Genomic DNA, 24,758 nt, shown 5'->3' with positions numbered 1-24,758 from the left:
TGCATGATGGCTGAATGTGGTATGCGCGCATGTCACCAAAGGCGTGCCCTGTATCATGGGGGTGCCTGCCTTCATGTCGGAGAATGCATTGACCGTCCTGTCACCGGCCCAGACCGCCGTTCCGGAAACGGATAGCCCGCTGATACTCGCCCTGCCCAAGGGCCGTATCCTCAAGGCCGCGGCGCCGCTTCTGCATAGGGCGGGCATTGTGCCCAGACCGGATTTCAATGACGAGAAAAGCCGCCTGCTGCGCTTTGAAACCAATGACCCCGGCATTGACGTGGTGCGCGTGCGTTCGTTCGACGTCGCGACCTTCGTCGCCTTTGGCGGCGCGCAGATCGGCATCTGCGGTGCGGATGTGCTGATGGAGTTCGATTACCCCGAAATCTATGCCCCGCTTGACCTGGGGATCGGGGGGTGCCGTATTTCCATCGCCCAGCCCAAGGACCGCAGCGGACTAGAAGACAATCCCAACCGCCTGTCACAGGTGCGGGTGGCGACCAAGTATCCCTCGCTGACGCGCCGCCACTTTGCCGCGCGCGGCATAAACGCCAGCATCGTCCACCTGCATGGCGCAATGGAGCTGGCCCCGGTCCTGGACCTGTCGCACCTGATCGTGGACCTGGTTGATACCGGGTCAACGCTGCGCGCCAACGGGCTGGAGGAAACCCACACCATCGCCCACATCACCAGCCGCCTGATCGTGAACCGCACGGCGCTGAAAACCCAGCCTGAACGCATCACGGCGGTCATCAACCGTTTCCGCGCGGCGCTGGCGTCCAATTCCGCACAAGCCAAGGATTCGCAGGCATGAAGCGCCTTGATACCACCCAGCCCGATTTCAGGTCTGAATTTTCCGCGCTGCTGGCCGACCGCGACAGCGACACCGCCCGCGTGGACGGCCCCGTAACCGAAATCCTGGCCGCCGTTCGGACGCGTGGTGATGACGCGCTATGTGAATTCACCAACCGCTTCGACCGGGCCGACGTAACCCCTGCCACCCTGAAGATCACGCCAGAGGAGGTCGAGGCCGCCTGCCGTCAGGTCTCTGCCGAACTGCTGGACGCGCTGGAAACCGCGGCAACCCGGATCGAGTCGTTCCATCGGGCGCAGATGCCCACCGACATGCGGTATGTCGATGATGCCGGAGTAACGTTGGGCATGCGCTGGACGGCGCTGGACTCGGTGGGGCTGTATGTGCCGGGTGGCAAGGCGGCCTATCCGTCATCGGTGCTGATGAACGCCATTCCCGCCCATGTGGCGGGCGTGGGGCGGATCGCGATGTGCGTGCCCACGCCCGATGGCACGCTCAACCCGCTGGTGCTGGCAGCGGCGCGGCGCGCGGGCGTAACCGAAATCTATCGCGTGGGCGGGGCGCAGGCCGTGGGCGCCATGGCCTATGGCACGGCCACCATTGCACCGGTGGACCGTGTGGTGGGACCGGGCAACGCCTATGTTGCCGAAGCGAAGCGGCAGGTCTTCGGCACGGTGGGAATCGACAGCATTGCTGGTCCGTCCGAAGTGGTCGTGGTGGCAGATGGCAACAACGATCCCCGTGCCATCGCACTCGACCTGCTGGCGCAGGCGGAACATGACCCCATGGCCCAGTCCATCCTGATCACGCCCGACGCGCGTATGGCGGCAAAGGTGGAACAGGCGGTCGCAACCGAACTGGAAACCCTGCCGCGCGCCGAAATCGCCCGCACCAGCTGGGATGCGCATGGCGCGATCATCACGGTGCGTGACCTGAATGAGGCCACAGACCTTGTAAACACCATCGCGCCTGAACATCTGGAACTCATGATCGACGATCCGGCCCCGGTCTTCCGCCGCGTACGGCATGCAGGTGCCATTTTTGTCGGTCGGTACTGCCCCGAGGCCATTGGCGATTACGTGGGCGGCCCGAACCATGTGCTGCCAACCAGCCGCACGGCGCGTTTCTCTTCCGGGCTGTCGGTGTTCGACTTTATCAAGCGCACCACGTTCATTGAGGCACAGCCCGAGTCGCTGCGGAAGATCGGCCCCGCTGCCGTCAGCCTGGCGGAAGCCGAAGGGCTTGACGCACATGCATTGAGCGTGTCCGTCCGGCTGGCCGACCTTGATCGTGCGCATAAGGAAACTTGACCCGGGCGGTGAGTATCCCCACATAAACCAACCGTACTGCGCTGCGGGCCCGCAGCAGGACGGCAACCTTGATGATTGAAGGACACGATGTCTAAAGAAGACATGATCGAATTCAGTGGCACAGTAACCGAACTGCTGCCCAATGCCATGTTCCGCGTGACACTGGATAATGAGCATACCATCCTTGCACATACCAGCGGCAAGATGCGCAAGAACCGTATCCGCGTGCTGGCAGGTGACCGCGTGAATGTGGAAATGACGCCCTATGACCTGACAAAGGGTCGCATCACCTTCCGCTTTAAGTAAGCCGCCCTTGTCGGTTACCACCGCAGAAGCCGTCCCCACGGGGGCGGATATGGGCGCGCAGCTTGTTCTTGCCTCGGCTTCCCCCCGCAGGCTTGCGCTCCTGCGCCAGATCGGGCTGGTTCCCGATCAGGTGCATCCAGCCAATATCGATGAAACGCCCCGGCGTGATGAACTGCCTCGCCCGTATGCCCAGCGTCTGGCAACGGAAAAGGCCAAACACGTGGCTGGTGCGCTGGATTGTCCAGCACTGGTCGTTGCCGCCGATACGGTTGTCGCCCTTGGCCGGCGCATCCTGCCCAAGGCAGAGGACGCTGACACGGCGCGCCGGTGCCTGACCCTGCTGTCAGGACGGCGTCATACCGTCTTTACCGCCGTCGCCATCCGTCCCACCGCCGCGTGGCCAGATGGTCGCGCGGGGAACCGGCTGGTCGCCAGCACGGTGACATTCTCCCGCCTGACCCCGTTGCAGATTGATGCGCTGATCGAGGCAGGTGACTGGAACGGCAAGGCCGGGGGCTACGCCATACAGGGCCATGCGGCGGCGTTTGTCCGGTTCATGTCCGGCAGTTACACCGGCATTGTCGGCCTGCCCCTGTTCGAAACCGCGCAGATGCTGCGTGGGCAGAAGGGGTGCTGGCTCCGGTGAGCATGCGCATCTGCGCCAGCAGCAGTCCCGGGGAAGTCCGCATTGCTGTCACGACGGATGGCATCATGCAGGATTTTGCCCTGTGGCGGCCTGATATTGCTGACGGGGTGGGCGATATCTATCGCGCCCGGGTCAGCGCCCATGTCCCCGCGCTGGGTGGTACGTTCGTCACCCTGCCGGGACTGGAGCAGGCGGGCTTCCTGCCTGATTCGGAAGGGCTGGGCCCCCTGACGCAGGGACAGACCGTCCTTGTCACCATTACGCGCAGTGCGCAGGGGGGCAAGGGGGTCAGGCTGGGCGCACGCAACCTGCCGCCCGATCTGCCCGGCGGGGCGGAGCCGCAGCTGCTGCGGCGCGGCCCTTCGCCGCTGGAACGGCTGGCCCGGTATTATCCGCATGCCCCGATCATTATTGATGATGCCGCGATCGCGGCACGGTTGCCCGCAGTGTTTCACCCACGACTGGCACGTGTCAGTTCCGCATTCGATAGTGACCTGCGTGCGCAGGCCGATGCGCTGGAAGATCCCGTCGTCTCCCTGCCCGGTGGCATGTCGGCCAGCATCACCCCCACCCCCGCGCTGGTGGCGATCGACATGGATGGCGGGGCGACCAGCATGGACCGTCGCCCCAAACAGACCGCCCAGTTCGCCTCCAATCGCGACGCGCTGCCGGAGCTGCTGCACCAGTTGAGGCTGCGCAACCTGTCTGGCGCGATCATTGTCGATGTCGCGGGACTTGCCATACGCAAGCGCCGGGCGCTGTCGGAAACGGTCGAGACGCTGCTGAAGAACGATCCGCTGCGTCCGCGCTTCCTGGGCTTTACGGCGCTCGGGCTGGCGGAAATCGTCCGTCCGCGCGTGCATCCCCCCCTGCATGAACTGTTCCAGTCCACCGAAGGGCGGCTGTTACGGGCGCTGCGCGGACAGATGCAGGCGCATCGGGGCATGCCGCCAGATGGTCGTCCCGTCACGATGGGGTGTGGCCATGGTATCATGACGCTGCTGCAGGACCATCCGGACTGGATGGAGGATTTCGTGCGCCTGACGGGCCGCGCGCTCCAGCCAGTCATGGATCAGGACCTACCCGCCAATGGCTGGAGATTCGATCATGGCTAAACAGCCCGCCCTTCCTCCCTGCCCCATATGCGGGCAGCCCGCACGGGAGCAGTACCGCCCCTTCTGTTCGCGCCGTTGCGCGGATGTGGACCTGGGCCGCTGGTTTTCGGGGCAGTACCGCGTGCCCTCGACGGAGATTCCTTCTGAAGAGGATGAAAAATACACAAGACGGGTTGATCCCGATGATGAGGTAGGTTAAACGCTTGTCCAACGTCACGGCGGTCCCGACTGCCCTGACCAAGCCGGACAGACGGCCCGGTGCCCAAGTAGCTCAGTTGGTAGAGCATGCGACTGAAAATCGCAGTGTCGGTGGTTCGATCCCGCCCTTGGGCACCATTTTATTTCCTGAAAATAAAATAGATTATGTGACCAGATCAATCTGATTGATATGGCATCTGTCGCGTCTGTTCCATGGACACACACTGCAGAACATCGAAAAGCTTTTGGTGACGCTTTTTCGGAACGTTTCAGGAAACGCCGCCTTTTTTCAAAAAAGACGGCGCCCAAAGACTGTTATGCCCTTGTACCAGCGGATTGCGGACGGTCGGTCGCGTCAAACAGCAGGGGTTCGCCCTGTGCGCTGGGGGCAAGCTGGTTTTCCCACATGACCACATTGCCACGAATGATCGTGCCCATGGGGCGACCGGTCAGTTCACGGCCCACAAACGGCGACCACCCGCATTTGGAAGCCAGCCATTCCCGCTGCACCGTCCAGCGCGCGGCAAGGTCCACCACCGAGAAATCAGCATCGTACCCCACCGCGATCCGCCCCTTGCGTACCAACCCGAACAGACGCTGCGGACCGGCGGACGTCATGTCCACCACCCTGCGCAGCGACAGGCGACCATGCGCCACATGGTCCAGCATAAGCGGCAGCAGCGTCTGCACGCCAGGCATGCCCGAAGGTGTTTCGGGATAGCTGCGCTGCTTGGCTTCCAGCGGATGGGGCGCGTGGTCGGAACCGATAATGTCGGGCACCCCCTGCCCCATCCAGTACCACAGGCCATCGCGCCATTTCCGACCACGGATAGGCGGATTCATCTGCGCCAGCGTGCCCAGTTCGGCATAGGCTTCCTCACCCGCCAGTGTCAGGTGCTGGGGCGTGACTTCACAACTGGCGATATCCTTGTGCGCGGACAGGAATTCCAGTTCCGCAGGCGTGGTGACATGCAGCACATGGATGCGCCGCCCCGTACGCCGGGCCAGCCGCACGATGCGCTGTGTGGCGCGCAGGGCCGTTTCCTCATCACGCCAGACAGGGTGGCTGGATGGGTCACCCGCCCTGCGTTCGGACAGGCGTTCATGCAGGCGGGTCTCATCTTCGGCATGGATGGCGACACGCCGGCGGCCTGAACGCAGCACACGCTCCAGCACCGCATCATCGGATACCAGCAGGCTGCCGGTGGACGATCCCATGAAAATCTTGATACCCGCCGTGCCGGGCAGCATTTCCAGTTCACCGCACCGATCGGCATTTTCCGTGGTGGCGCCGACATAAAACGCATGGTCGCACCACATGCGGCCACGCGCGCGTTCCAGTTTGTCCAGCACGGCCTCGGGTCTGTCGGTGGCGGGCCTGGTATTGGGCATTTCGAATACGGCGGTCACGCCCCCCATCACGGCGGCCATGCTGCCGGTTGCCAGATCCTCCGCCCCGGTCAGGCCGGGTTCACGGAAATGGACCTGCGTATCGATCACCCCGGGCAGGATGGTCAGACCGGTACAGTCAATGACGCGACCGGCATCCCCTGTCCCGCCAATCCGGGCGATACGCCCCTCGCGCACATATACATCAGTCACGACGGTTGCATCGGGCAGGACAACGCTGCCATTTTTCAGACAAAGATCAAAAACGGGTAAGGTCATGGAACTATCCTGTGGCCATTGCCCGCAAACCGGCAGCGCGGGCGAAGAAAACCGTGCCGGGCCATGCCTGTGCCCATCACGTCCTGGTCCGATGTATGACACGCGTCCGGTGGCATGCAAACCACCCCGGATGGCCCCCATAATGAAACACCCCGGCCCTTGCGGGTCGGGGTGTCGGGTGTCCGGTCCATATGGGGGCGGGTTATGCACCGATGGCGGTGCGTTCTTCCAGCGCCTTCTGCAGCACGGCCTGCAGGCGGTCTTCCCTGATCCATTCCTCCAGCTTCTGTGGCGTCATGGGGCGGGCGAACAGGTATCCCTGCACCACGTCACAGCCAAGCTGGCACAGAAGGTCAAGCTGCCGCACGGTTTCAACACCTTCGGTCACGACCGTCATGCCCAGCCGGCCGCCAATCCCGATTACCGCCGTGGTCACGGCCTGCGCATTGGCGTCGTGTTCGAGGTTCATGATGAAGCTGCGGTCGATCTTGATTTCCGTCAGCGGCAGGCGCGTCAGCCGCGACAGTGACGAATACCCCGTGCCGAAATCATCCATAGACAACGCCACGCCAAGGTTACGGATGGCCTGCAGGACCATGTTCGTATCCTCGTTTTCCGTCATCATGACGCTTTCGGTAATTTCAACCGTCAGACGATGCGGCTCCAGCTTGCTGTCACTGAGGAGGCGGGCAATGAAACCGGGCAGGTTGCGATTACGGAAATGCCCCGCCGACAGGTTGACCGCAACCGTCGGCACGTAAATGCCATGGGCATCCCATTCCAGGATCTGCTGCACCGCGCGTTCCAGCGACCATGTGCCAATGGCCTCGATCTGTCCGGTTTCCTCGGCCACGGCAATGAAACGCGAGGGATAGATGTTGCCCAGTGTCGGATGGTTCCATCGCGACAGCGCCTCCACGCCATACAGCGTATTGTTCCGGACATCGATCTGCGGCTGGTAATGCAGGTTGAGCAGCCCCTGCGCCAGCGATTCACGCAGCGCCGAGCCCAGCAGCAGCCGGTCCTGCGCCGCCTTGTTATCTTCCGAACGCGCAAGGTGCGTCATGCCCAGGCCCGAACGCTTGGCCTGACGCATCGCCTGTTCGGCATAGCTGAGCAGGGATTCGCCATCCGGCCCGTTTTCGGGGAACAGGCTTATGCCAATGCCCAGGGTCGGCACGATCATGTTGCCGCCGATCTCGATCGGCTGCTTTACGCATTCATGCAGCCTGTCAGCAAATTTCAGCGCATCTTCCTTGCGCGTGTTCGGAACGATGATCAGGAATTCGTTCGATCCGGACCGGCTGAGGATATAATTGCTGCGCGAAATGCCCTTCAGCCGTTCGGAAACGGATTTCAGGAACCCGTCACCGTTGATATGACCCAGCGCGTCATTGATATCGCGGAAGCGGTCGATGTCGATCATGTACAGGGCGAAATGATTGTCGCCCGGCTGACCGATCAGGGACCGGATCACCTTATGCACCGCCGTACGGTTCAGGAAACCGGTCAGCGGGTCATAATTCGACAGCTGCGAGATATGCTGCCGCGCCTCGTGCTGTTCGATCAGTACGCCACAGAACGGCACGCAGCTGCTGACGATCTGGGCTGGCCATTCGCCCCGGTTGCGTTCGGACCGCGAATAAAGCGCGAAAATACCCGTGATGCGCCCGTTGCGGGTGCTGATGGCCGACGCCCAGCAGTGATGCAGCCCCAGCGAAATGCCCACGGAACGGTAGCTGTCCCACACGATGGTGGTGGCTTCGCCAAGGTCATTGGCAAGGGCCGCTATATCCGCTTCCGTCAGGCGCATTTCCTCCAGTGCCGCGGCAAAACGGCGCGGCATGCCGGGACCGGACAGGATGCGCAGGCGGTTCTGCTCATCCAGCAGGACCAGCACGGCGACGGAGTTGGGGACCAGCACCTCCACCTCGCGGCAGACCATGTCGGCCACGTCCTGGATCTGGATGTCGCTGGACAGGGAGCGGAAAACCGTATTCTGCAGTTCCATCACCCGGCTGCGATGGCCCGCACCGGTAATGCCGCGCACCATCATCAGGCGATAGGTGCGCCCGTCGGTCCCGATCCGCGCCGTCGTCAGGCTGACCTCGGCGGAGATATAGTCCCCGTCACGGTTTTCAAACGTGACTTCACCCGCGACCGGCTCCAGCGCAGGCGCCGTCACATCGAACGGCAGCCTGCCATTACCGACTGACGAGGCCAGCAGTTCAGACACCGGTCTGCCCGCCAGCATGCCGGGGTCATAACCCCACAATGCCTCGGCTGCAGGATTGGCGTACAGGATCGTGTTGTGGTCATCGATGATGACCATCCCATCCTTTGCCTGATTCAGCAGTTCAAAGCTGATATCGGGAATCGTCGCGACAGTTGGTAGCGGCTTGGAGTTCTCGGTTTTCATGGTAATCCAAAATTATACATGCCTGTTTCCAGGCAGGCGCACCGGGACGGACAGGCAGCCCACGGGCTGCCCGGGGAACTATTTCGAGGGCTCACCTTCGACAAGGACATGCCTCGCCATATCGGAGACAAGCGACATGGCCGGGCCTTCCGACCACTGCAGCAGGTCTTCGGGCGCCATGGGACGGGCAAACAGGTAGCCCTGCACCACGTCACAGTTCAGCCCCTTGAGCAGCTTGAGCTGCGCCTCCGTCTCGACCCCTTCGGTCACCACGGTCATGTTCAGGCGGTTGCCAATCCCGATTACCGCCGTGGTTACGGCCTGCGCATTTGGGTCGTGTTCAAGGTTCATGATGAAGCTGCGGTCAATCTTGATTTCCGTCAGCGGCAGGCGCGTCAGCCGCGACAGCGACGAATACCCCGTGCCAAAATCATCCATCGACAGCCCCACACCCAGATTCCGGATGGCAGCCAGTCCCGCCATCGTATCCTCGTTCTCGTCCATCATCACACTTTCCGTAATTTCAACGGTCAGGCGTTCGGGCGACAGGGCGCGTTCCTTCAGGATCCGTTCGATCAGCGCGGGCAGGCCGCGGTTACGGAAATGCGCAGCCGACAGGTTGACCGAAACGGTGGGGACATACAGACCCTTGCGTTCCCACTCGATGATCTGGCGCGTCGCTTCCTCCAGCGACCAGGTACCGATCGTCTCGATCTGCCCGGTGTCCTCCGCTACTGCGATGAAGCGTGAGGGGTAGATGTTGCCCAGTGTGGGGTGCTTCCACCGCGACAGCGCTTCCACGCCATACAGCTTGCCCTCCATGATATCGATCTGCGGCTGGTAATGCAGGTTGAGCATGCCCTTGGCCAGCGATTCACGCAGCGCCGAGCCCAGCAGCAGCCGGTCCTGGGCTGCGCGGTTGTCGGCCGTGCTGGATACGCAGTAGCCGCCGCGCGCTTCCTTCTTGCACCGGCGCATGGCGATTTCGGCATGACCAAGCAGGGATTCGCCATCCGGCCCGTTTTCAGGGAAGATGCTGATGCCGATGCCAAGCGAGACGACAAGCAGGTTGCCCGCGATCTCGATGGGTTCCTGCATCGCCTTGATCAGGCTTTCGGCGAAGGCCACGGCCTTTTCCTCGTCACTGTCCGGCATGACGATGACGAATTCATCGCCCCCCGAGCGGCTGAGGATATAATTGCTGCGCGACATGCCCTTCAGCCGTTCGGCAATCGCCTTGAGGAAAGCATCGCCATTCTGATGGCCAAGGGTGTCATTGATGTCGCGGAAACGGTCCACGTCGATCATGAAGACCGCGAATTCGTTGTCACCCGGCCGGTCGATCATCGACTTGATGACCGTGTGGATGGCGGTCCGGTTCAGGAAGCCGGTCAGGGAATCATGGTTGGCCAGCTGCGAGATGTGCTGCTGGGCCTCGTAATTCTCGATCACCACGCTACAGAACGGCACACAGCCGGTCACGATCTTCTGGGGCCAGTCGCTCAGCTTGTACTGGTTGCGCGAATACAGGGCGAAAATGCCCGAGATCCGCCCGTTGCGCGACTTGATCGCCGAAGCCCAGCAGTTATGCAGCCCCAGCGAGATCCCGAGCGAGCGATAGCTGTCCCACACGATGCTGTTGGCTTCGGACAGGTCATTGCCCAGCGCCGCAAGGTCGCCCTCGGTCAGCACCATGTTTTCAAGGGCCGCGGCATAACGGCGCGGCAGGCCGGGACCGGACAGGATGCTCAGGCGGTTGTTTTCATCCAGCAGGATGATGGCGGACACCGTGTTGGGGACAAAGCTTTCCACTTCACGGCAGAAGAGGTCGGCCACGTCCTCCACCTGCATGTCATTGGAAATGGCCTGGAACACCGTATTCTGCAGGTCCAGCAGCTTGCGGCGGTGGCTTTCCTCGGTCACGCCCTTCATGAAGGCCATGTAATAGCGCTTCTTTTCCGGCCCCAGCAGCGCGGTCGAAATCGACATCTCACCGGAAATGTAGTCACCCGCCTTATTTTCGAACGTGACCTCGCGCGAGGTGCCGACAATGCGGTTCACGCCGGTCTTGCGGTTCTTGTAGATGTAGCTGTCATGGTCGGCGCGATAGACCGACGGTACAAGACAGCTGACGTTGCGGCCAATCACCTCGTCCTCGGTAAAGCCCCACAGCTTCTCCGCCGCCGGGTTGAAGAACACAACCTCGTTACGCTCGTTGATGATCACCACACCATCGGTGGCCTGTTCCAGAAGCTGGAGACTGACATCGGCTGTCATGTCCAGCTTGGTGGTTGGTTTTATATCATCTGTCACGGGAGGGGCTGCGTGGGGGTTCATTACTTTCTCGCACTGTTTCATGGGACGGGTCCCGCAGGCATCAGGCTGCGGGATAGAATACGGGGGCGCAGGCGGCCCGGATGGGTGTTGCGGCAAAGGTCGATGGCATGGCCCGGACAGCGGCCCCAGGCGCGGTCGCGGCCCCAGGCACCTGTGCGGGACGGCCAATCAGATAACCCTGGCCTTCGTCGCAGCCTTCGGATGAGAGCAGCGCAAGCTGTGCCGGCGTTTCGATACCCTGCGCCAGAACCGAGACGCGCAGCGCGTGTCCCACCAGCATGACGGAGCGCACCAGTTCGGCCGTAGCCGGATCCGTGCCCACCTGCTGCATCAGGGTCCGGTCGATCTTGATCTTGTCGAAGGGGAATTCGCGCAGCATCGACAGCACCGATTTCTGTCCCCCGAACTCGTCAAGCGCAAGCCGTACCCCCAGCGCATGCACCTTGCGGGCCATGGCCAGTGCGCGCGGGCGATCACGCTGGATCGTGGCCTCGGTCACTTCAATCACCAGCCGGCTGGCGGGCAGGCCACTGCGCTCCAGCGCGGCACTGACCGTATCGGCAAAGCGCGGCAGCAGGAACTGGGAGGCCGACATGTTGACCGCGACCCGGATGCCCTCGTCCCAATCGGCCGCGGCCTTGCATGCCTGATCCAGGACCCATTCGCCCAGTTCGATGATCAGACCGTTTTCATACGCAAGATCCAGGATTTCCGTAGGCGATATGTTGCCGCGCACCGGATGCTCCCACCGCAGCAGGGCCTCATACCCGGACACTTCACCCGTCGCGACCACCGTCTGCACCTGATAGAACAGCGAAAGCTGCCCGTTCTCCATGGCGTTGCGCAGGTCATCACCCAGCGCACGGCGTTCGCGCACGTTCTGGTCCAGCGAGCTTTCATAATACCAGATCGTATGGTGCAGGTCGGTCTTGGCGCGATACATGGCCAGATCGGCGCGCGAAATCAGGGTTTCGCTATCCGTCGCGTCAATCGGATAGACCGCAACGCCAATGCTGCCGCCACTGGTGACCATGTAATCGTCAATGGGAATGGGCTGGTTCAGCGCCTGCTGGATACGTTTGACGAAACCCTGCAGTTCCTCCCTGTCCGACGTACGGTGAATGGCGATGAATTCATCCCCACCCAGACGGGCCACGAACTCACCCTCCCCCAGAAGGGCACTGAAACGTTCGGCCAGCGTGGTCAGCACGATATCGCCTGCGGCATGACCGCGCGTATCGTTGATTTCCTTGAATTTGTTCAGATCGATGCCAATAACGGCAAACTGCTCGCCCGTCTGGTCCGCCGTTGCGACTTCCTGATCCAGACGTTCATTGAAGCTTATGCGGTTGGGCAGCCCGGTCAACGCGTCGGACATGGCCATGCGATGCAGTTCATCGTACGATTCCTGCCGCACGCTGCCATCAATGACAAAGCAGGCGATGCCCGCGATGATCGTCAGCATGGACCCGCCGATGACGGCGAAACCAATGGCCTGGAACTGTCCGCTGTCATGCGGCATCTGCATATGCGACGGCATGGCGATATGCATGGCGGCCATGCCGGTAAAATGCAGCCCGGCGACCGCGCCGACCATGGCCAGCGTCATTTCGACCTCGCGCCGCAGGCTGACCGGGCGCAACGCCAGCCGGAGCGCCACGGCAGACAGGACAATACCAATCAGGACCGACACGATCACCCGCGGCATGTTCCATGCCACCGGCGCATCAATGTGGTACGCCGCCATGCCGATGTAATGCATGCTGGCGATACCAAGGCCGAGGATGATCCCCCCCACCACACAGCCGCCATGCCCATGCAGCCTGACCGCCGCCATGATCGCGAACGGCACGGCCACGAACATGGCCAGCAGCGAAAGCGCGGTCTGCAGCGGGTCAAGATGCACGTCGGCACCGGCATGATAGGCCAGCATGGCGGCGAAATGCGTGCACCAGACAAAGCTGGCACCCGCCATGGCGGCCAGAAAATACCAGCCAAGACGCTGCCTGCCACGGGTTTCCGACACGCGGGCGACCAGCCGCATGGTAATCCATGCGCCCAATACACAAACAATCAACGCGCCAGAAAGCAGAAAGGGATTATAGACCCTCAGTTCATAGATATGATTGCTCATTGGTTCCATTTTTCGACAGCAATACAGTTCTGGACACTGGCAGATTTCGGGTAAAACCTGCCACCGCATGGAAAATACGGGGAACCAGCTTGCATCAACCGCCTACGATAGGGGCATTTAAACAGGCTATCAGCTATTTATGTTTATATTTGCTGAGATTAACTGGATATTAGTAAACCTCCACAGGATATGCAACAAAAAATATCCCATGGAAAATTGCATGGCTGCCGATCACAGTCCCAATGCCGAAGACAGTCAGCACTACCTGATTTTTTTGATCGAATACCATTATAAAAAGCCAATAATAGGCTTATATTCCTAAATTATACCTGTCCGCTACTATATTTCCGTTTGTTACTGCGCACATTCCGGGAAACAACACCATGCGGCGGTCGCATGCCGCCCTTATGGCAGCATGCGCTGGAAAACCCGGTCCCGCCTGAGCAGCAGGTGATGGAACCCGGCACCGGCATGGAAACACGCGAGTCCAAACAGTAACCACGCATTCCAGTGATGTAATGACGAAAAAAAGGAATGTGTTCCGCCCAGAAGTTCCGGGAAAGGGGAGTTGATGGGCACCCCGAACGCAATGACAGGCCGCCCCGTACTCCATCGCGCCATGTAACCGAACACGATCTCACCACCCAGCAGCAGATAAAGCAGGCGGTGGACGCTGCGCGCCACCCGGTCCTGAAACGTCACGACCGGAAAACGGATGGCCCGCCCCCCCGTCATCGCCCATGTCATGCGGGTCACGAACACCGCCGCCAGCAGCACGCCCAGCGACGTATGCGTCACGACCAGAAACGCGCGCAGCGGCGCTGCACGGTCCATCAGGTGCCACGCCAGCTGCCCCACCGCGAACTGTTCCACCACCAGTACGGCAGTGACCCAGTGCAGCCAGCGGGTTTCCCAGCTATACCGCGTGGGCCGGGATGACGGAATGGATGAATAGGCTGCCATCGCGCCCACCTATGGTCCTGATCGCTACATAAGGGATGGGCACGCTGCCGCCGCTGCGCCCGTCAGTCAACACCGGGAAGAATCGAACTGTCCTCCCCGCCGATATGCATATTGGTATAGCCGCCATCGCTCATACCGGGGGCACCGCTGCCTGACGCGGTGCCGGGCATCATCATGGTGCCGGTCATCTGATCGGATTCCTCGCCATCATTATGGAACTGCGGCACGCCCCCACCCATGCCGGTTTCGGGCGAACTGTAGTCCCCCGCTATGCCGGCGGACGCATCATCCGCTTCTGACCCGCCGGGAGTATAGCCGCCAGCCGCCGCACTACCTGCCGCCTGCGAATGACCGCGCGCATGTGCTACGCCACCGTGCCCTGCCGCCACCATGATCCCGACCGTCAGGGCCGCTAGCCCCTTCCTGATATAAGCTGACATCCGATCTTCCCTCCCGTTACGCACCACGCGGCGATGCGCATGGCGTCCATCAGTTACATGGGGCCAGCGCCCCGCTGCGCCAATGGTATCGCGCATACGGTAACAGTGGGGTATTCCTGCCACGCATATGACGCGCGTGTGCCATGCAGCCTAAAACACATGAAGGGGCGTATGGTTGGCATGAAACGTAACAGGGCGCACAGTCCGACCTGTCGCGCCACAGACACATGCCTGCTGGAGAATGAGAATGACCACGCTCGCCACCCTGCCCCTGACACAGATGACCGTTGTGCCCGACCTGCTGGATACGCCGGTGGGTACCGTGATGCTTGCCTCGGAAATCTCGCGCGATGACCAGAAAATTGTCATTCGCAGCCGCGTTGTCGTGAACGGAAAGACAACACCCGGCCTGATCATGATGACAGCGGCCGCCAAGGGCTATTTCGTGCCGGACGAAGCCTGCACCGCCTTCGTGCGCACGGCGCTGGATGTCACGGAAGTCATGCCGCTGCTGCTGACCAGGATCGTTCCCGGCTTCCGCTACAAATACGATGCGGTGGTGCGTGGCGATGTCTGGCAGCTGAAGGATGAGGCCGGCACGCAGTTCGCGGGACTTGCGATCGGCTCCTCCGACGAGGAGGAAAGCAAGGTCTATGCCTATGCCCGGATCGAGGGCGGACGGATTGGCGATATCGTACCCGCCACCCGCGTGGCCTATCTGGGCCAGCTTGATTTTGGCGCGGGTTCCGTCACCGCCACGCTGGGCTGATACAAAAAGTCCCGGCTGCCACTAACGGGCAGCCGGGGCAACCGCCGGGCTTACGCCGCGCCGGGCTGGCTTTCCAGGCTGGCGGAATTGGGCGTGCGCGGCAGGAAGAAACGGACGATACGCGCAAGGTTGGGCGCAAGCTTCGGCCGCAGCAGGCGCGGATCATAGCCCGAGAAACGGCGTTCGTTCTCGATCAGGCAGATGTCGATCATGTCGCGCAGCGGCACGTCGACATTGGCGACGTCCTTGGTGCCATTCACGGTGAAGTTGTTGTCCTGCTCGTGCCTGTTGCCTTCGGCATCGAATGTCGTGACCATGCCCAGCCGTTCATACAGCAGGAACAGCCAGACCCCGATTACGCGCAGTTCGAACCACGGGCGCTTCCACATCGGCATGGTGGCGCGGTGCCATGCCAACCAGTTGGCGAACAGCAGGATATGGCGGCATTCTTCCTGCATCACCGGTTCGAACGTATCGATCAGCGCGGGGGGAAAAAAAGCGGATTTCTGCGCGATGGCAAAAAGGCCAAACGCGAAGAAGCTGTCCACGCATTCGGAAAAGCCCGTGACCATATAGGCCCATTCCACATCACGCGGTTCGATGTAGGGTGGTTCGGACGCCAGCGGAATGTCATAGGCCGCCACCATCTTGGACAGGACTTCCTTATGCCGGTTTTCCTCCCACGCATTGCGTGACAGGGCATCCTTCATGTCCGGATCGTCAATCAGGCGGGCGTAGGCCGCCATACGCAGGCGGGCCTTGCCTTCAGTCTGCACGGCAATGTCCCAGATGGGCAGCGAGGTCACGCGTTCCAGCGTTTCCTTGTCCAGCTTGGGCCATTCAATGACCGAGGGCTTGTAGGGATTGAAGGTGTCGCGGAACATGTCCGCCACGGCCTTCTTGTGCTCCGCCGACCCGGGCGTAAGCGGCCCCGGCACCGGGCTGGACCAGTGGCGGGCATTGAAATCGGCCTTTGCCACGGCATCGGGGGTCGCGGCCCCCGGGTCACGGGCTTCGGGCAGTGTGGTGTAGATGTCGGAAAGTGATTTCGTCATGTCGGCTCGCTGCTCGGAACGGTGTCGCGTGGATACGCCGGCCGATGTGGCATTCATCCCAACAGCTGGCACCCGGATTGCCGGTGTCCATATCACACCAGTTACCAAGTGCAGAACTGTTATCTGAAATTTGCGGGGAATGCCGAAACACCCCCCGCACAACGCGCCGTTAGCATTATGGACCCGTCAGGCGGTCCGCCTTGCCTTAAATCAATGCAGGTCAGAGATTTTGTCGATCACGCGCGTTACCAGCCCGTAATCAATCGCTTCCTGCGCGGACATCCAGTAATTGCGGTCCGTATCCTTGCACACCTTTTCATAAGGCTGCCCGGTTTCGCGCGCGAACAGACGGTTCAGGCGCTCACGCATCTTGATGATTTCACGCGCCTCGATGTCGATATCGGTCGCGGGCCCGCGCACGCCCCCCATGGGCTGGTGCAGCAGGAAGCGGGTATTGGGCAGGCAGTAGCGCCGCTCCCTGTTACCCGCGGCGAAAATCAGCGCACCGGCGGATGCGACCCAGCCAGTACCGATCATGTTGATCGGCGCCACCGAATCGACAAAGCGGATCATGTCATGAATGGTGTCGCCACTTTCCACATGCCCACCGGGGGAGTTCACGTACACATCGATCGGCTTGTCCGACGCACCAGCCAGCGCCAGCAGGCGGCCGGTCACATCGCGGGCAATCTTGTCATTGATCGGACCGAACACCAGCACCTTGCGCTGGTCAAACAGGCGGCTTTCCAGTTCCCCGATGGGGGAGGACAGCGTGCGGTTCCGGTCGGGTTCCTCGGTTTCCGGGCCCTGGGGTTCGGGGATATCGGGATCCCTGGGATCTTCATCATCCATGCGGATGCGGTGGTTCGGCTGCATGCCGTTCATCGGGTTCTCCCTATTCTCCGGGACTGGCCTATTCATGTCCTTATCCTGCGCTGCCTTGCGCCCGGTGCCAAGTCCCGACCTGACAATGGGATGGATGGGGCGGTTGGCACCGGCATTGCGTACCCCCTCGCTAAGATCGGCATTGCAGGCTAGTTTGCCCCGGTCGTGTTGTGTGCAGGCCGCAAATGGCCATGGGAGCTAAGATTGGGAAAGCCGGCACTATCGCCAAGTCCCGGAAGATTTTTTTTTCCGTCATCCAGATATGTCGCCCCCGGACGGGCCGCGCTGCTGGCGCTGCTGGCCGCTGGCATGGCCGGCTGCGCGCACCACCAGGACACGGTCGATTCCCTGAGCGACTGGTACCACAGCCATCAGGGTGGCGTGATCAGCCAGCAGCGTCCCCCGCCGCCGGGCGCGCACCTGCCCTATCCCAAGATCGGGCTGGGACCGACCGGCACGCCCGAACTGCCCTCCCCCGAACTGCGCGAGGACATCACCGCCGACCTTGAGGCCCAGCGCGAACTGAACCAGCGACAGGACGCCATCATGGGCAGCATGCCCACGGCTGCCGACATTCCGCCCATCCCCACGCATCCGGCCAACAATGGCGGCGGGCAGTCCGCCTCCCTCGCGGCGGCGGATGATGGCGCGCAGGCAGGGCATGCGAAAGGCGGCAGCCAGCCGAAATCCGAACAGGGCATGGCTCGCCAGCCCGAACCCACGCGCGACAGCAGCGGGCAACTGGTCATGCCCGAAGTCACGCAGACGGTGTCCGACCACCCCGAGGCCATTCCCGCCAACCTGCCGCAGATCGCGGACGGACCGCCCCGGCTTCCCTCGGTCGGGGGGATCACCCTTCCTGACAACGCCGCGCGCGATGGTCTGGAAGCACCCGCCTATCACCTGGCAACACCGGATGACGGGGATCCGGTCCACTTCCTGCCCGGTTCCGACCAGATCGAGGAGGGCGAGGAAGACGTGGTGAATACGATCGTCCGGGAACGCGGGAACAGCTTCGTGATCGTGAACGGCTACGGCAATGCCGCCACCGCCACGGCGGAAGGGCAGACCGCCGCCCTCAACCTCGCGCTGCTGCGCACGCGCACGCTGAGCAACATGCTGCAGGCCCGTGGCGTCCCCGCCAACCGCATTACGGTGCACGCCCATGCCTTTGGCAATGGTGCAAGAATTGCCATCGTGCGCTAGAGTGCCGCCCATGGCCCCGTAACAGGGGGAACCATGTTACCTTTTTCCCAACCTGGCGCGCCCCTGCGCGCCCGCAACAGAGCGTCCCATGACCGAAGAATTCCACCGTATCCGCCGCCTGCCGCCCTATGTCTTCGCTGAAGTCAACAAGGCCAAGGCCCAGGCCCGAGCGCGGGGGGAGGATATTATTGATCTGGGCATGGGCAATCCCGATACCCCCACCCCGCCCCACATCGTGCAGAAACTGGTGGAAACGGTAGCCGACCCGCGCGCGCACCGTTATTCCGTCAGCCGTGGCATCCCGGGCCTGCGCCGGGCGCTGGCGGGCTATTACGAACGCCGCTTCAACGTGAAGCTGGACCCCGAGACGGAAGTGATCGCGACACTTGGGTCCAAGGAAGGGCTGGCCAACCTCGCCTCCGCCATCACCAGCCCGGGCGACACGATTCTGGTGCCCAACCCGTCCTATCCCATCCATCAGTTCGGCTTCATCATCGCGGGTGCGTCCGTGCGCTCCATTCCCGCAACACCGGACGATGAAATGCTGGAGGCACTGGACCGCGCGGTACGCCATTCCGTGCCGAAACCCACGGCGCTGATCGTCAATTTCCCGTCAAATCCCACCGCGTATCTGGCGGACCTTGATTTCTACCGCAAGCTGGTGGCGTTTGCGCGCAAGCACGAAATCTGGATCCTGTCGGACCTTGCGTATGCGGAAATCTATTTTGGCGACAATGTTCCGCCCTCCATCCTCGAGGTACCGGGCGCGAAGGACATCGCCGTTGAATTCACATCCCTGTCCAAGACCTATTCCATGGCGGGCTGGCGCATGGGCTTTGCCGCGGGCAACCCCAAGCTGATCTCGGCGCTGACGCGCATCAAGTCCTATCTGGACTATGGCGCGTTCACCCCCATTCAGGTCGCCGCCGTCGCGGCCCTCAGCGGACCGCAGGACTGTGTGGCCGAAATCCGCGATATCTACCGCAAGCGCCGCGACGTGCTGATCCAGGGCCTGCACGCGGCGGGATGGGACGTACCCTCCCCCGAAGGCTCGATGTTCGCATGGGCGCCGATTCCCCAGCGGTTCCGCGAACTGGGCAGTGTGGGCTTTTCCAAGCTGCTGCTGAAGGAAGCAGGCGTCGCGGTGGCCCCCGGCCTTGGCTTCGGGGAACATGGCGAGGGCTTCGTGCGCATCGGGCTGGTGGAAAACACCCAGCGCCTGCGTCAGGCCTGCCGCTCGATCCGCCATTTCATGACGGAACATGGCGGCACGACCTCCACCACGCAGCAGGCGGCCCCACTGTCGGGCAAACAGCCTGCCCATTCATGACTGCCCTATCGGTTGACGGAAAACAGATGACTTCTTCCCCTTGCAAGCCCGCCCCCAAACCGCCCCTGCGCATCGGTATTGCGGGGCTGGGCACGGTTGGTGCCGGCGTTGTAAAGCTGCTGCGCGAAAACGCGGACCTGATCCGTGCCCGCGCGGGCCGCGAACTGGTCGTGACCGCCGTAAGCGCGCGCAACCGCACGCGTGACCGTGGCATCGACCTGTCCGGCATTGCCTGGTGTGACACGCCGGAGGAACTGGCCACCCACCCCGATGTTGACGTGGTGGCCGAACTGATTGGCGGGGCCGAAGGTGCCGCGCGCCTGACGGTTACCCGCGCACTGGAAAACCGCCGCCCCGTGGTGACCGCCAACAAGGCGCTGATCGCCATCCATGGTGCCGAACTGGCCTGCACGGCGCAGGCCGCGGGCGTGCCGCTTATGTTCGAGGCGGCGGTGGCCGGTGGCATTCCCGCCATCAAGACCGTACGTGAAGGGCTGGCCGCGGACCGTATCCTGAAAATCGGCGGCATCCTGAACGGCACATGCAACTACATCCTGACCGTCATGCATGAAACCGGGCGGGATTTTGCCGAAATCCTGTCCGATGCGCAGAAGCTGGGCTATGCCGAGGCCGATCCCTCGACCGATGTGGACGGCGTCGATACCGCACACAAGCTGGCGATCCTGGCCGGACTGGCGTTCGGGCGGCCGGTAGTGTTCGCATCCGTCTATATCGAAGGCATCCGCCGCATTGGCGCGCTGGACCTGCAGTTCGCGCGCAAGATGGGCTACCGCATCAAGCTTCTGGGTATCGCCTGCCAGCACGAAAACGGTATCGAGGCCCGGGTGCACCCCTGCCTGGTGCCGCAGGATGCGCCGATTGCGGAAGTGAACGGCGTCTTCAACGCCGTGGTGGCGGAAGGGGCCTTTGCCGGTCGCCTGATGCTGGAAGGACGGGGTGCGGGCGAAGGGCCGACCGCCACTGCGGTATGCGCCGACCTGATCGATATTGCCCGTGGGTCCGCCATGCCGGTATGGGGCTGCGCAGCCGACAGCCTGACACAGGCCGTGGCACTGCCAAGCAAATCGTTCACGGGCGAATACTACCTGCGCCTGAATGTGGAAGACCGCCCCGGCGTGATTGCCGACATTACGGCGGTGCTGCGTGACAATGGCGTCTCGCTGCGCAGCATGCTGCAGCATGCCGACGCACATGAAGTCCGTCCCGACGGCACCCATGCCGTGCCGCTGGTGCTGCTGACACACAGGACGAACGAAGCGGCGATGCAGCACGCGCTGCACCATATTGCCGAACTGCCTGCCGTACTGGATGAACCCGTACTGATCCGTATCGACGCAGGCTAGGGTACTGGATGGATGGCCCCACGGGCCGTCCATCCAGCCCACCCGCCCCTGCATGCCCATAAGGATCCGTTTACATGTCCGCAGCCGACCTGCTTTCCCCCGCCACCGCGTCGCCCGCGCCACAGGACATGCAGGAACCAGCCGTGCTGGGGGTTACCCGCAGTGTCACGGGCCGGCGATGGAACTGGCGCGAAGGCGGGCAGGCCAGCCATACCGACCGCATGGGCATGGCCATTGCACAGCAGACCGGACTGCCGGAAATTGTCGGCCGCATGCTGGCCCTGCGCCGTATCGCGCCCGAACAGGTTGAAACCTACCTGAGCCCCACCCTGCGCGCGCTGATGCCCGACCCTTCCACGTTCACCGACATGGATGCTGCGGCGGCCCGTCTGGCCACGGCCATCCGTAATGGGGAAACGGTGGGCCTGTTCGGGGATTATGACGTGGACGGCGCCTGTTCCACCGCGTTGCTGACCGACTTCCTGCGCCGTCAGGGCTGCACGGTGCTGACCCATATTCCCGACCGCATGACGGAAGGCTATGGCCCGAACACGCCCGCGATCGAGGCCATGCAGGATCAGGGCGCACGCCTGATCGTCTGCCTGGACTGCGGGACGGCGGCGGTCGATGTGCTGGAACAGGTCAGCACGCGCAGCGATGTCATTGTCCTTGACCACCACCAGGTACAGGGCGCGCTGCCCCGCGTGCTGGCGACGGTCAACCCGAACCGGCCCGACTGCCCATCGGGGCTGCATGGTATCTGTGCAGCCGCCGTCACGTTCATGACCGTGGTGGCCACGGCGCGTATCCTTCGCCGTGACGGGTGGTTCGATTCCCATCCTGATCAGCAACTGATGGACAGCCTCGACCTCGTGGCGCTGGCGACGGTATGCGATGTCATGCCGTTAAGCGGCCTGAACCGCGCCTTTGTCACACAGGGGCTGAAGGTCATGGCGCGCCGGCAGCGCACGGGGCTGGCCGCCCTGCTGGATGCCGCGGGCGCGCGTGACCCGCTTTCGGCCTTTACGTGTGGATTTGCGCTTGGCCCGCGCATCAATGCAGGGGGACGTATCGCGGATTCCGGGCTGGGGCTGCGACTGCTGCTGTGCACGGACGCAGCGGAAGCGCAGGCGCTGGCTGAAAAGCTCAATTCCGTCAACCACAACCGCCAGAGCGTCGAATCCGGCATTCTGGACCGCGCCATGGAACTGGCGGCCGCACAACGTGCGCAGGGCCATGCCGTACTGGTGCTGAGTGGCCGTGACTGGCACCCCGGCGTGGTCGGAATCGTGGCGGGACGCATCAAGGAAAAATTCAACCGCCCCGTTCTGGTGGGCGCGGAACTGGATGATGGGAACGTCAAGGGGTCCGCCCGTTCGGTACCGGGTCAGGATCTGGGCGGGGCCATTATCGCGGCGCGGCAGGCGGGCCTGCTGTCATCGGGGGGGGGTCATGCGATGGCGGCGGGTTTTGGCTTGCCCGCGGACGGGATTCCCGCCCTGCATGCGTTTCTTGACCACCATCTGGCCACTGCTGCCAGCCTGCCCGATGCGGTGGACCTGACCATTGACGCCGTGGTGAACGTGGCCGCCGCCGATGTGGCGCTGGCAACCGACATGGACCGTCTGGCACCCTTTGGCGCGGGAAATGATGAACCGCTGATCGCACTGCCCCGCGTTCGCGTGGCCTATGCCGAACGGATCGGACGGGAAGGCAATACCCTGCGCCTGACGCTGCAGGGCGAAGGCCGGGGGCCGCGGCTGAAGGCGCTGGTGTTCCGCGCCAATGAAAGTCCGCTTGCCCCCGTGCTGGAAGATCGTGACGCACCGCCGCTGCATCTGGCGGGATGGCTGCGCGCCGAAAGCTGGAATGGCCGGACATCCGCCACATTTTTCATCCGTGACGCGGCGATCGCCCAATAATTTCAATATTTTTGAATCAGGGGGTTGACCCCCACCCCGTGTCGGGATACTTACCGCTCACGCCTTTAGTCCCGTTCGTCTAGAGGCCTAGGACACCGCCCTTTCACGGCGGCAACACGGGTTCGAATCCCGTACGGGACGCCAGCTACTTTACCGCAGTCTGTTGCGGATATAGTGCTGATTACAGGTAATATCCTGATTTTAAATCTGTTGGGCCATGAGCCGATCCTGAGCCAGACGGGTTTCCGTTACTCGGATACGACTCAATGACATCAGGGATTCTCATGAGAGAATCGTAAAAGATGAAGATCGGTTTCATCACGGGCAGAGTGCTGCCAAAAGGTGTCTGGTATCGTGGCCCCAGCCATTACCATGGCCGGAAGATGGTAGACGGCAAACGTATCCACAAAACATTCGCCTTAACCCTCTGGCGCGACGTTGGCTCAATGAAAAGCTGGCCGGGATCGATCTGGGCGCGTTTCGCGATACATCCGCCAAAGCCGCCTGACTGTCAGTTGCCCCGTGTCGACACGGCTTCCTGCGACTGAATGGCGCTTCGGATGCTGGTCAGTGGTCCGGAAACGGTCGAGACCATGGCTGCTCTTGCGTCTGGCGCAATGGGGAAAGACGTGTTTGTGGCCTGGCTCCGACGGTACGTTCGAAACGAATATTTCATATACTTTCGATATCTAACCAGATTTTATCATGAGTATGATACCCGGTCGGCCTCCCTGCCCTCCATGATCCGGCCGACAGCCGATCTCCTGCAGGGCGCCTCAAACCGGCCGAATATGGTTACCATTACACCGTTCTGCACCGCCTCGACGCCATGCTGGCTTACGGACACAGAGTATTCTTTACCTCAGAAATCCGTCCGATTTCTTCCCGGCTGGCATAGCTGTGCAACATGTCCATCCCCCAGCCATTTTTCAGTTTTACATTCGCAACAGAAAATGAAATTTCTGGTTTCGGCTTTCCCCATTATGGCATCTTTTGGGAAGGCGGGCGCGCAGTTGCATATTATTGGGTAATAATACCAGAGGGGCAGTCCTGTCGAAACGACTGTGACAGCATGACCTGCATAAAAACAGGAATACCTGTTATACATAGATCATATATTCCATATAATTTCAAAACGATACCACTCGTTCTGGAAAAAAATATGATTACAGAACATCTTACAGGTTAAAGATGAATTTTATCAGATCATAATAATCTTGATAACATGCAAATTCGTGGTATGTTTTTCATAACAGTCAAAGTTTACCATTCATTTGAGAGCATGTACCCAGATTTCAGAGAAAACGTTCGACAACAATACCTATACAGACAGCTGGGAGATCAAGGACGCTGCTGATGGGGCAGCCTACTCTTTTGAAACCACACAGCAGGTATCGGATGCCCTGCCAATGGATGGGAAATATGGTGACCCCATCACAACGGATTCACAGGGCAATGCAGAGGTCCAGGTCGAAAGTCTTGATCTGGACAATGCCGAAGCATACGACCACGCAGATGGTCACGAAGCGTTCGCCGAGACCGATACATTCACACTGAACAGTGTAGGATCTACCGGACAGGTCGATGTGGCTGTCACGAACACCGATAGTAGCGGTTCGGAAACTGACCACGTCACAATGCAGGAAACCGGTTATTCAGACAGCAACGGAACGCTGCTTGAAATGCCCATGGCACAGAACGACCCGAGTTCCGGCTATGTTTACGAATATTTTAGCGATACCCCGCAGCAACCAACCCTTACAACCGATTCCCAGTTAAGTTCTGCGGATACGAGTCAGGCCTCTTACACCTCCAGCACATACGAAGCCTACACGACAACGACTGTTGGGAATGCTTCGGCCTCATCTTCTGAGACT

20 protein-coding genes and 2 tRNA genes are annotated in these 24,758 nt (G+C 61.6%); 14 read left to right on the top strand and 8 right to left on the bottom strand.

Annotation, left to right across the window (positions count from 1 at the left end):
* Positions 1 to 16 precede the first annotated feature (16 nt).
* The 7 genes from hisG (at position 17) to HNO79_RS12700 (ending at position 4,527) form a co-directional block, all read left to right on the top strand.
* The gene (gene hisG, locus HNO79_RS12730; protein WP_214165412.1) at positions 17 to 814 is read left to right on the top strand and encodes an ATP phosphoribosyltransferase; all 798 of its coding nucleotides are present in this window, start codon (positions 17 to 19) and stop codon (positions 812 to 814) included.
* Positions 811 to 2,124 (top strand): histidinol dehydrogenase, encoded by a 1,314-nt coding sequence (gene hisD, locus HNO79_RS12725; RefSeq protein ID WP_214165411.1) that lies wholly within the window; start codon positions 811 to 813, stop codon positions 2,122 to 2,124. The genes hisG and hisD overlap by 4 nt, the downstream gene beginning before the upstream one ends.
* Positions 2,125 to 2,211: 87 nt before the next feature.
* Entirely contained in the window at positions 2,212 to 2,430 is a 219-nt protein-coding gene (infA, locus tag HNO79_RS12720; protein WP_010508114.1) for a translation initiation factor IF-1, read from the top strand.
* A 49-nt stretch (positions 2,431 to 2,479) separates the two neighbouring features.
* Positions 2,480 to 3,076 (top strand): Maf family protein, encoded by a 597-nt coding sequence (locus HNO79_RS12715; protein WP_214165433.1) that lies wholly within the window; start codon positions 2,480 to 2,482, stop codon positions 3,074 to 3,076.
* Between the two features lie 2 nt (positions 3,077 to 3,078).
* Positions 3,079 to 4,191, top strand: a complete 1,113-nt coding sequence (locus tag HNO79_RS12710; protein WP_244987542.1) for a ribonuclease E/G — start codon at positions 3,079 to 3,081, stop codon at positions 4,189 to 4,191.
* Entirely contained in the window at positions 4,184 to 4,390 is a 207-nt protein-coding gene (locus HNO79_RS12705) for a DNA gyrase inhibitor YacG (protein ID WP_082071142.1), read from the top strand. Before HNO79_RS12710 ends, HNO79_RS12705 begins: the two co-directional genes overlap by 8 nt.
* Positions 4,391 to 4,451: 61 nt before the next feature.
* Positions 4,452 to 4,527: transfer RNA gene (locus tag HNO79_RS12700), tRNA-Phe, on the top strand.
* Between the two features lie 177 nt (positions 4,528 to 4,704).
* Here HNO79_RS12700 and HNO79_RS12695 read toward each other — a convergent pair.
* The 6 genes from HNO79_RS12695 to HNO79_RS12670 all read right to left on the bottom strand — a co-directional run bounded on the left by HNO79_RS12695 (position 4,705) and on the right by HNO79_RS12670 (position 14,350).
* Positions 4,705 to 6,057 carry a dihydroorotase gene (locus HNO79_RS12695; protein WP_214165409.1) on the bottom strand — a complete coding sequence of 451 codons (1,353 nt, stop codon included), beginning with the start codon at positions 6,055 to 6,057 and terminating at the stop codon, positions 4,705 to 4,707.
* A gap of 202 nt (positions 6,058 to 6,259) precedes the next feature.
* The gene (locus HNO79_RS12690; RefSeq protein ID WP_010515963.1) at positions 6,260 to 8,476 is read right to left on the bottom strand and encodes a sensor domain-containing protein; all 2,217 of its coding nucleotides are present in this window, start codon (positions 8,474 to 8,476) and stop codon (positions 6,260 to 6,262) included.
* A 78-nt stretch (positions 8,477 to 8,554) separates the two neighbouring features.
* Complete coding sequence (locus HNO79_RS12685; RefSeq protein ID WP_214165408.1) at positions 8,555 to 10,813, bottom strand: EAL domain-containing protein; 2,259 nt, start codon at positions 10,811 to 10,813, stop codon at positions 8,555 to 8,557.
* 40 nt (positions 10,814 to 10,853) lie between these two features.
* Entirely contained in the window at positions 10,854 to 12,947 is a 2,094-nt protein-coding gene (locus HNO79_RS12680; protein WP_244987537.1) for a putative bifunctional diguanylate cyclase/phosphodiesterase, read from the bottom strand.
* 405 nt (positions 12,948 to 13,352) lie between these two features.
* The gene (locus HNO79_RS12675) at positions 13,353 to 13,910 is read right to left on the bottom strand and encodes a cytochrome b (RefSeq protein WP_214165406.1); all 558 of its coding nucleotides are present in this window, start codon (positions 13,908 to 13,910) and stop codon (positions 13,353 to 13,355) included.
* 62 nt (positions 13,911 to 13,972) lie between these two features.
* Positions 13,973 to 14,350 carry a hypothetical protein gene (locus tag HNO79_RS12670; RefSeq protein WP_214165405.1) on the bottom strand — a complete coding sequence of 126 codons (378 nt, stop codon included), beginning with the start codon at positions 14,348 to 14,350 and terminating at the stop codon, positions 13,973 to 13,975.
* 247 nt (positions 14,351 to 14,597) lie between these two features.
* Between HNO79_RS12670 and HNO79_RS12665 the strand changes: the two genes are divergently transcribed.
* Positions 14,598 to 15,119, top strand: coding sequence for a hypothetical protein (locus HNO79_RS12665; protein WP_214165404.1), 522 nt, complete (start codon positions 14,598 to 14,600; stop codon positions 15,117 to 15,119).
* Between the two features lie 50 nt (positions 15,120 to 15,169).
* Here the strand turns inward: HNO79_RS12665 and HNO79_RS12660 are convergent, their stop codons facing one another.
* Both HNO79_RS12660 and HNO79_RS12655 read right to left on the bottom strand, forming a co-directional pair.
* Positions 15,170 to 16,174, bottom strand: a complete 1,005-nt coding sequence (locus tag HNO79_RS12660) for a ferritin-like domain-containing protein (RefSeq protein WP_010515971.1) — start codon at positions 16,172 to 16,174, stop codon at positions 15,170 to 15,172.
* A 210-nt stretch (positions 16,175 to 16,384) separates the two neighbouring features.
* Positions 16,385 to 17,059 (bottom strand): ATP-dependent Clp protease proteolytic subunit, encoded by a 675-nt coding sequence (locus tag HNO79_RS12655; RefSeq protein WP_010515973.1) that lies wholly within the window; start codon positions 17,057 to 17,059, stop codon positions 16,385 to 16,387.
* 204 nt (positions 17,060 to 17,263) lie between these two features.
* On the opposite strand from HNO79_RS12655, the gene HNO79_RS12650 reads away from it, so the two are divergent.
* The 6 genes from HNO79_RS12650 to HNO79_RS12625 all read left to right on the top strand — a co-directional run.
* On the top strand, positions 17,264 to 18,265 hold the full coding sequence (locus tag HNO79_RS12650; RefSeq protein WP_214165403.1) for an OmpA family protein: 1,002 nt from the start codon (positions 17,264 to 17,266) through the stop codon (positions 18,263 to 18,265).
* 88 nt (positions 18,266 to 18,353) lie between these two features.
* The gene (locus HNO79_RS12645) at positions 18,354 to 19,595 is read left to right on the top strand and encodes an LL-diaminopimelate aminotransferase (RefSeq protein WP_010515975.1); all 1,242 of its coding nucleotides are present in this window, start codon (positions 18,354 to 18,356) and stop codon (positions 19,593 to 19,595) included.
* Positions 19,596 to 19,621: 26 nt separating this feature from the next.
* Positions 19,622 to 20,959: a homoserine dehydrogenase gene (locus HNO79_RS12640; protein WP_010515978.1), complete on the top strand. Its 1,338-nt coding sequence runs from the start codon at positions 19,622 to 19,624 to the stop codon at positions 20,957 to 20,959.
* 74 nt (positions 20,960 to 21,033) lie between these two features.
* A complete protein-coding gene (recJ, locus tag HNO79_RS12635; RefSeq protein ID WP_214165402.1) occupies positions 21,034 to 22,881 on the top strand; it encodes a single-stranded-DNA-specific exonuclease RecJ in 1,848 nt (615 codons plus the stop codon).
* A gap of 68 nt (positions 22,882 to 22,949) precedes the next feature.
* A tRNA-Glu gene (locus HNO79_RS12630) sits at positions 22,950 to 23,025 on the top strand.
* A gap of 1,130 nt (positions 23,026 to 24,155) precedes the next feature.
* Positions 24,156 to 24,758, top strand: a 603-nt coding sequence (locus HNO79_RS12625) for a hypothetical protein (protein ID WP_214165401.1), incomplete at its 3' end; no start/stop codon positions are given.

This window comes from Komagataeibacter oboediens, assembly GCF_018491655.1.
GTDB classification, from domain to species: Bacteria; Pseudomonadota; Alphaproteobacteria; order Acetobacterales; family Acetobacteraceae; genus Komagataeibacter; species Komagataeibacter oboediens.
The sequence above is the reverse complement of the archived record's forward strand: the minus strand, read 5'-3'. Positions and strand labels throughout refer to the sequence as shown.

Coding starts and splice junctions, on each gene's coding strand:
- HNO79_RS12645 (WP_010515975.1), top strand. CDS start 18,354: ATGACCGAAGAATTCCACCGTATCCGCCGCCTGCCGCCCTATGTCTTC.
- HNO79_RS12670 (WP_214165405.1), bottom strand. CDS start 14,350: ATGTCAGCTTATATCAGGAAGGGGCTAGCGGCCCTGACGGTCGGGATC.
- HNO79_RS12675 (WP_214165406.1), bottom strand. CDS start 13,910: ATGGCAGCCTATTCATCCATTCCGTCATCCCGGCCCACGCGGTATAGC.
- HNO79_RS12715 (WP_214165433.1), top strand. CDS start 2,480: ATGGGCGCGCAGCTTGTTCTTGCCTCGGCTTCCCCCCGCAGGCTTGCG.
- HNO79_RS12665 (WP_214165404.1), top strand. CDS start 14,598: ATGACCACGCTCGCCACCCTGCCCCTGACACAGATGACCGTTGTGCCC.
- recJ (WP_214165402.1), top strand. CDS start 21,034: ATGTCCGCAGCCGACCTGCTTTCCCCCGCCACCGCGTCGCCCGCGCCA.
- HNO79_RS12685 (WP_214165408.1), bottom strand. CDS start 10,813: ATGAACCCCCACGCAGCCCCTCCCGTGACAGATGATATAAAACCAACC.
- HNO79_RS12660 (WP_010515971.1), bottom strand. CDS start 16,174: ATGACGAAATCACTTTCCGACATCTACACCACACTGCCCGAAGCCCGT.
- HNO79_RS12655 (WP_010515973.1), bottom strand. CDS start 17,059: ATGAACGGCATGCAGCCGAACCACCGCATCCGCATGGATGATGAAGAT.
- HNO79_RS12710 (WP_244987542.1), top strand. CDS start 3,079: ATGCGCATCTGCGCCAGCAGCAGTCCCGGGGAAGTCCGCATTGCTGTC.
- HNO79_RS12705 (WP_082071142.1), top strand. CDS start 4,184: ATGGCTAAACAGCCCGCCCTTCCTCCCTGCCCCATATGCGGGCAGCCC.
- infA (WP_010508114.1), top strand. CDS start 2,212: ATGTCTAAAGAAGACATGATCGAATTCAGTGGCACAGTAACCGAACTG.
- HNO79_RS12680 (WP_244987537.1), bottom strand. CDS start 12,947: ATGAGCAATCATATCTATGAACTGAGGGTCTATAATCCCTTTCTGCTT.
- HNO79_RS12640 (WP_010515978.1), top strand. CDS start 19,622: ATGACTTCTTCCCCTTGCAAGCCCGCCCCCAAACCGCCCCTGCGCATC.
- hisD (WP_214165411.1), top strand. CDS start 811: ATGAAGCGCCTTGATACCACCCAGCCCGATTTCAGGTCTGAATTTTCC.
- HNO79_RS12695 (WP_214165409.1), bottom strand. CDS start 6,057: ATGACCTTACCCGTTTTTGATCTTTGTCTGAAAAATGGCAGCGTTGTC.
- HNO79_RS12690 (WP_010515963.1), bottom strand. CDS start 8,476: ATGAAAACCGAGAACTCCAAGCCGCTACCAACTGTCGCGACGATTCCC.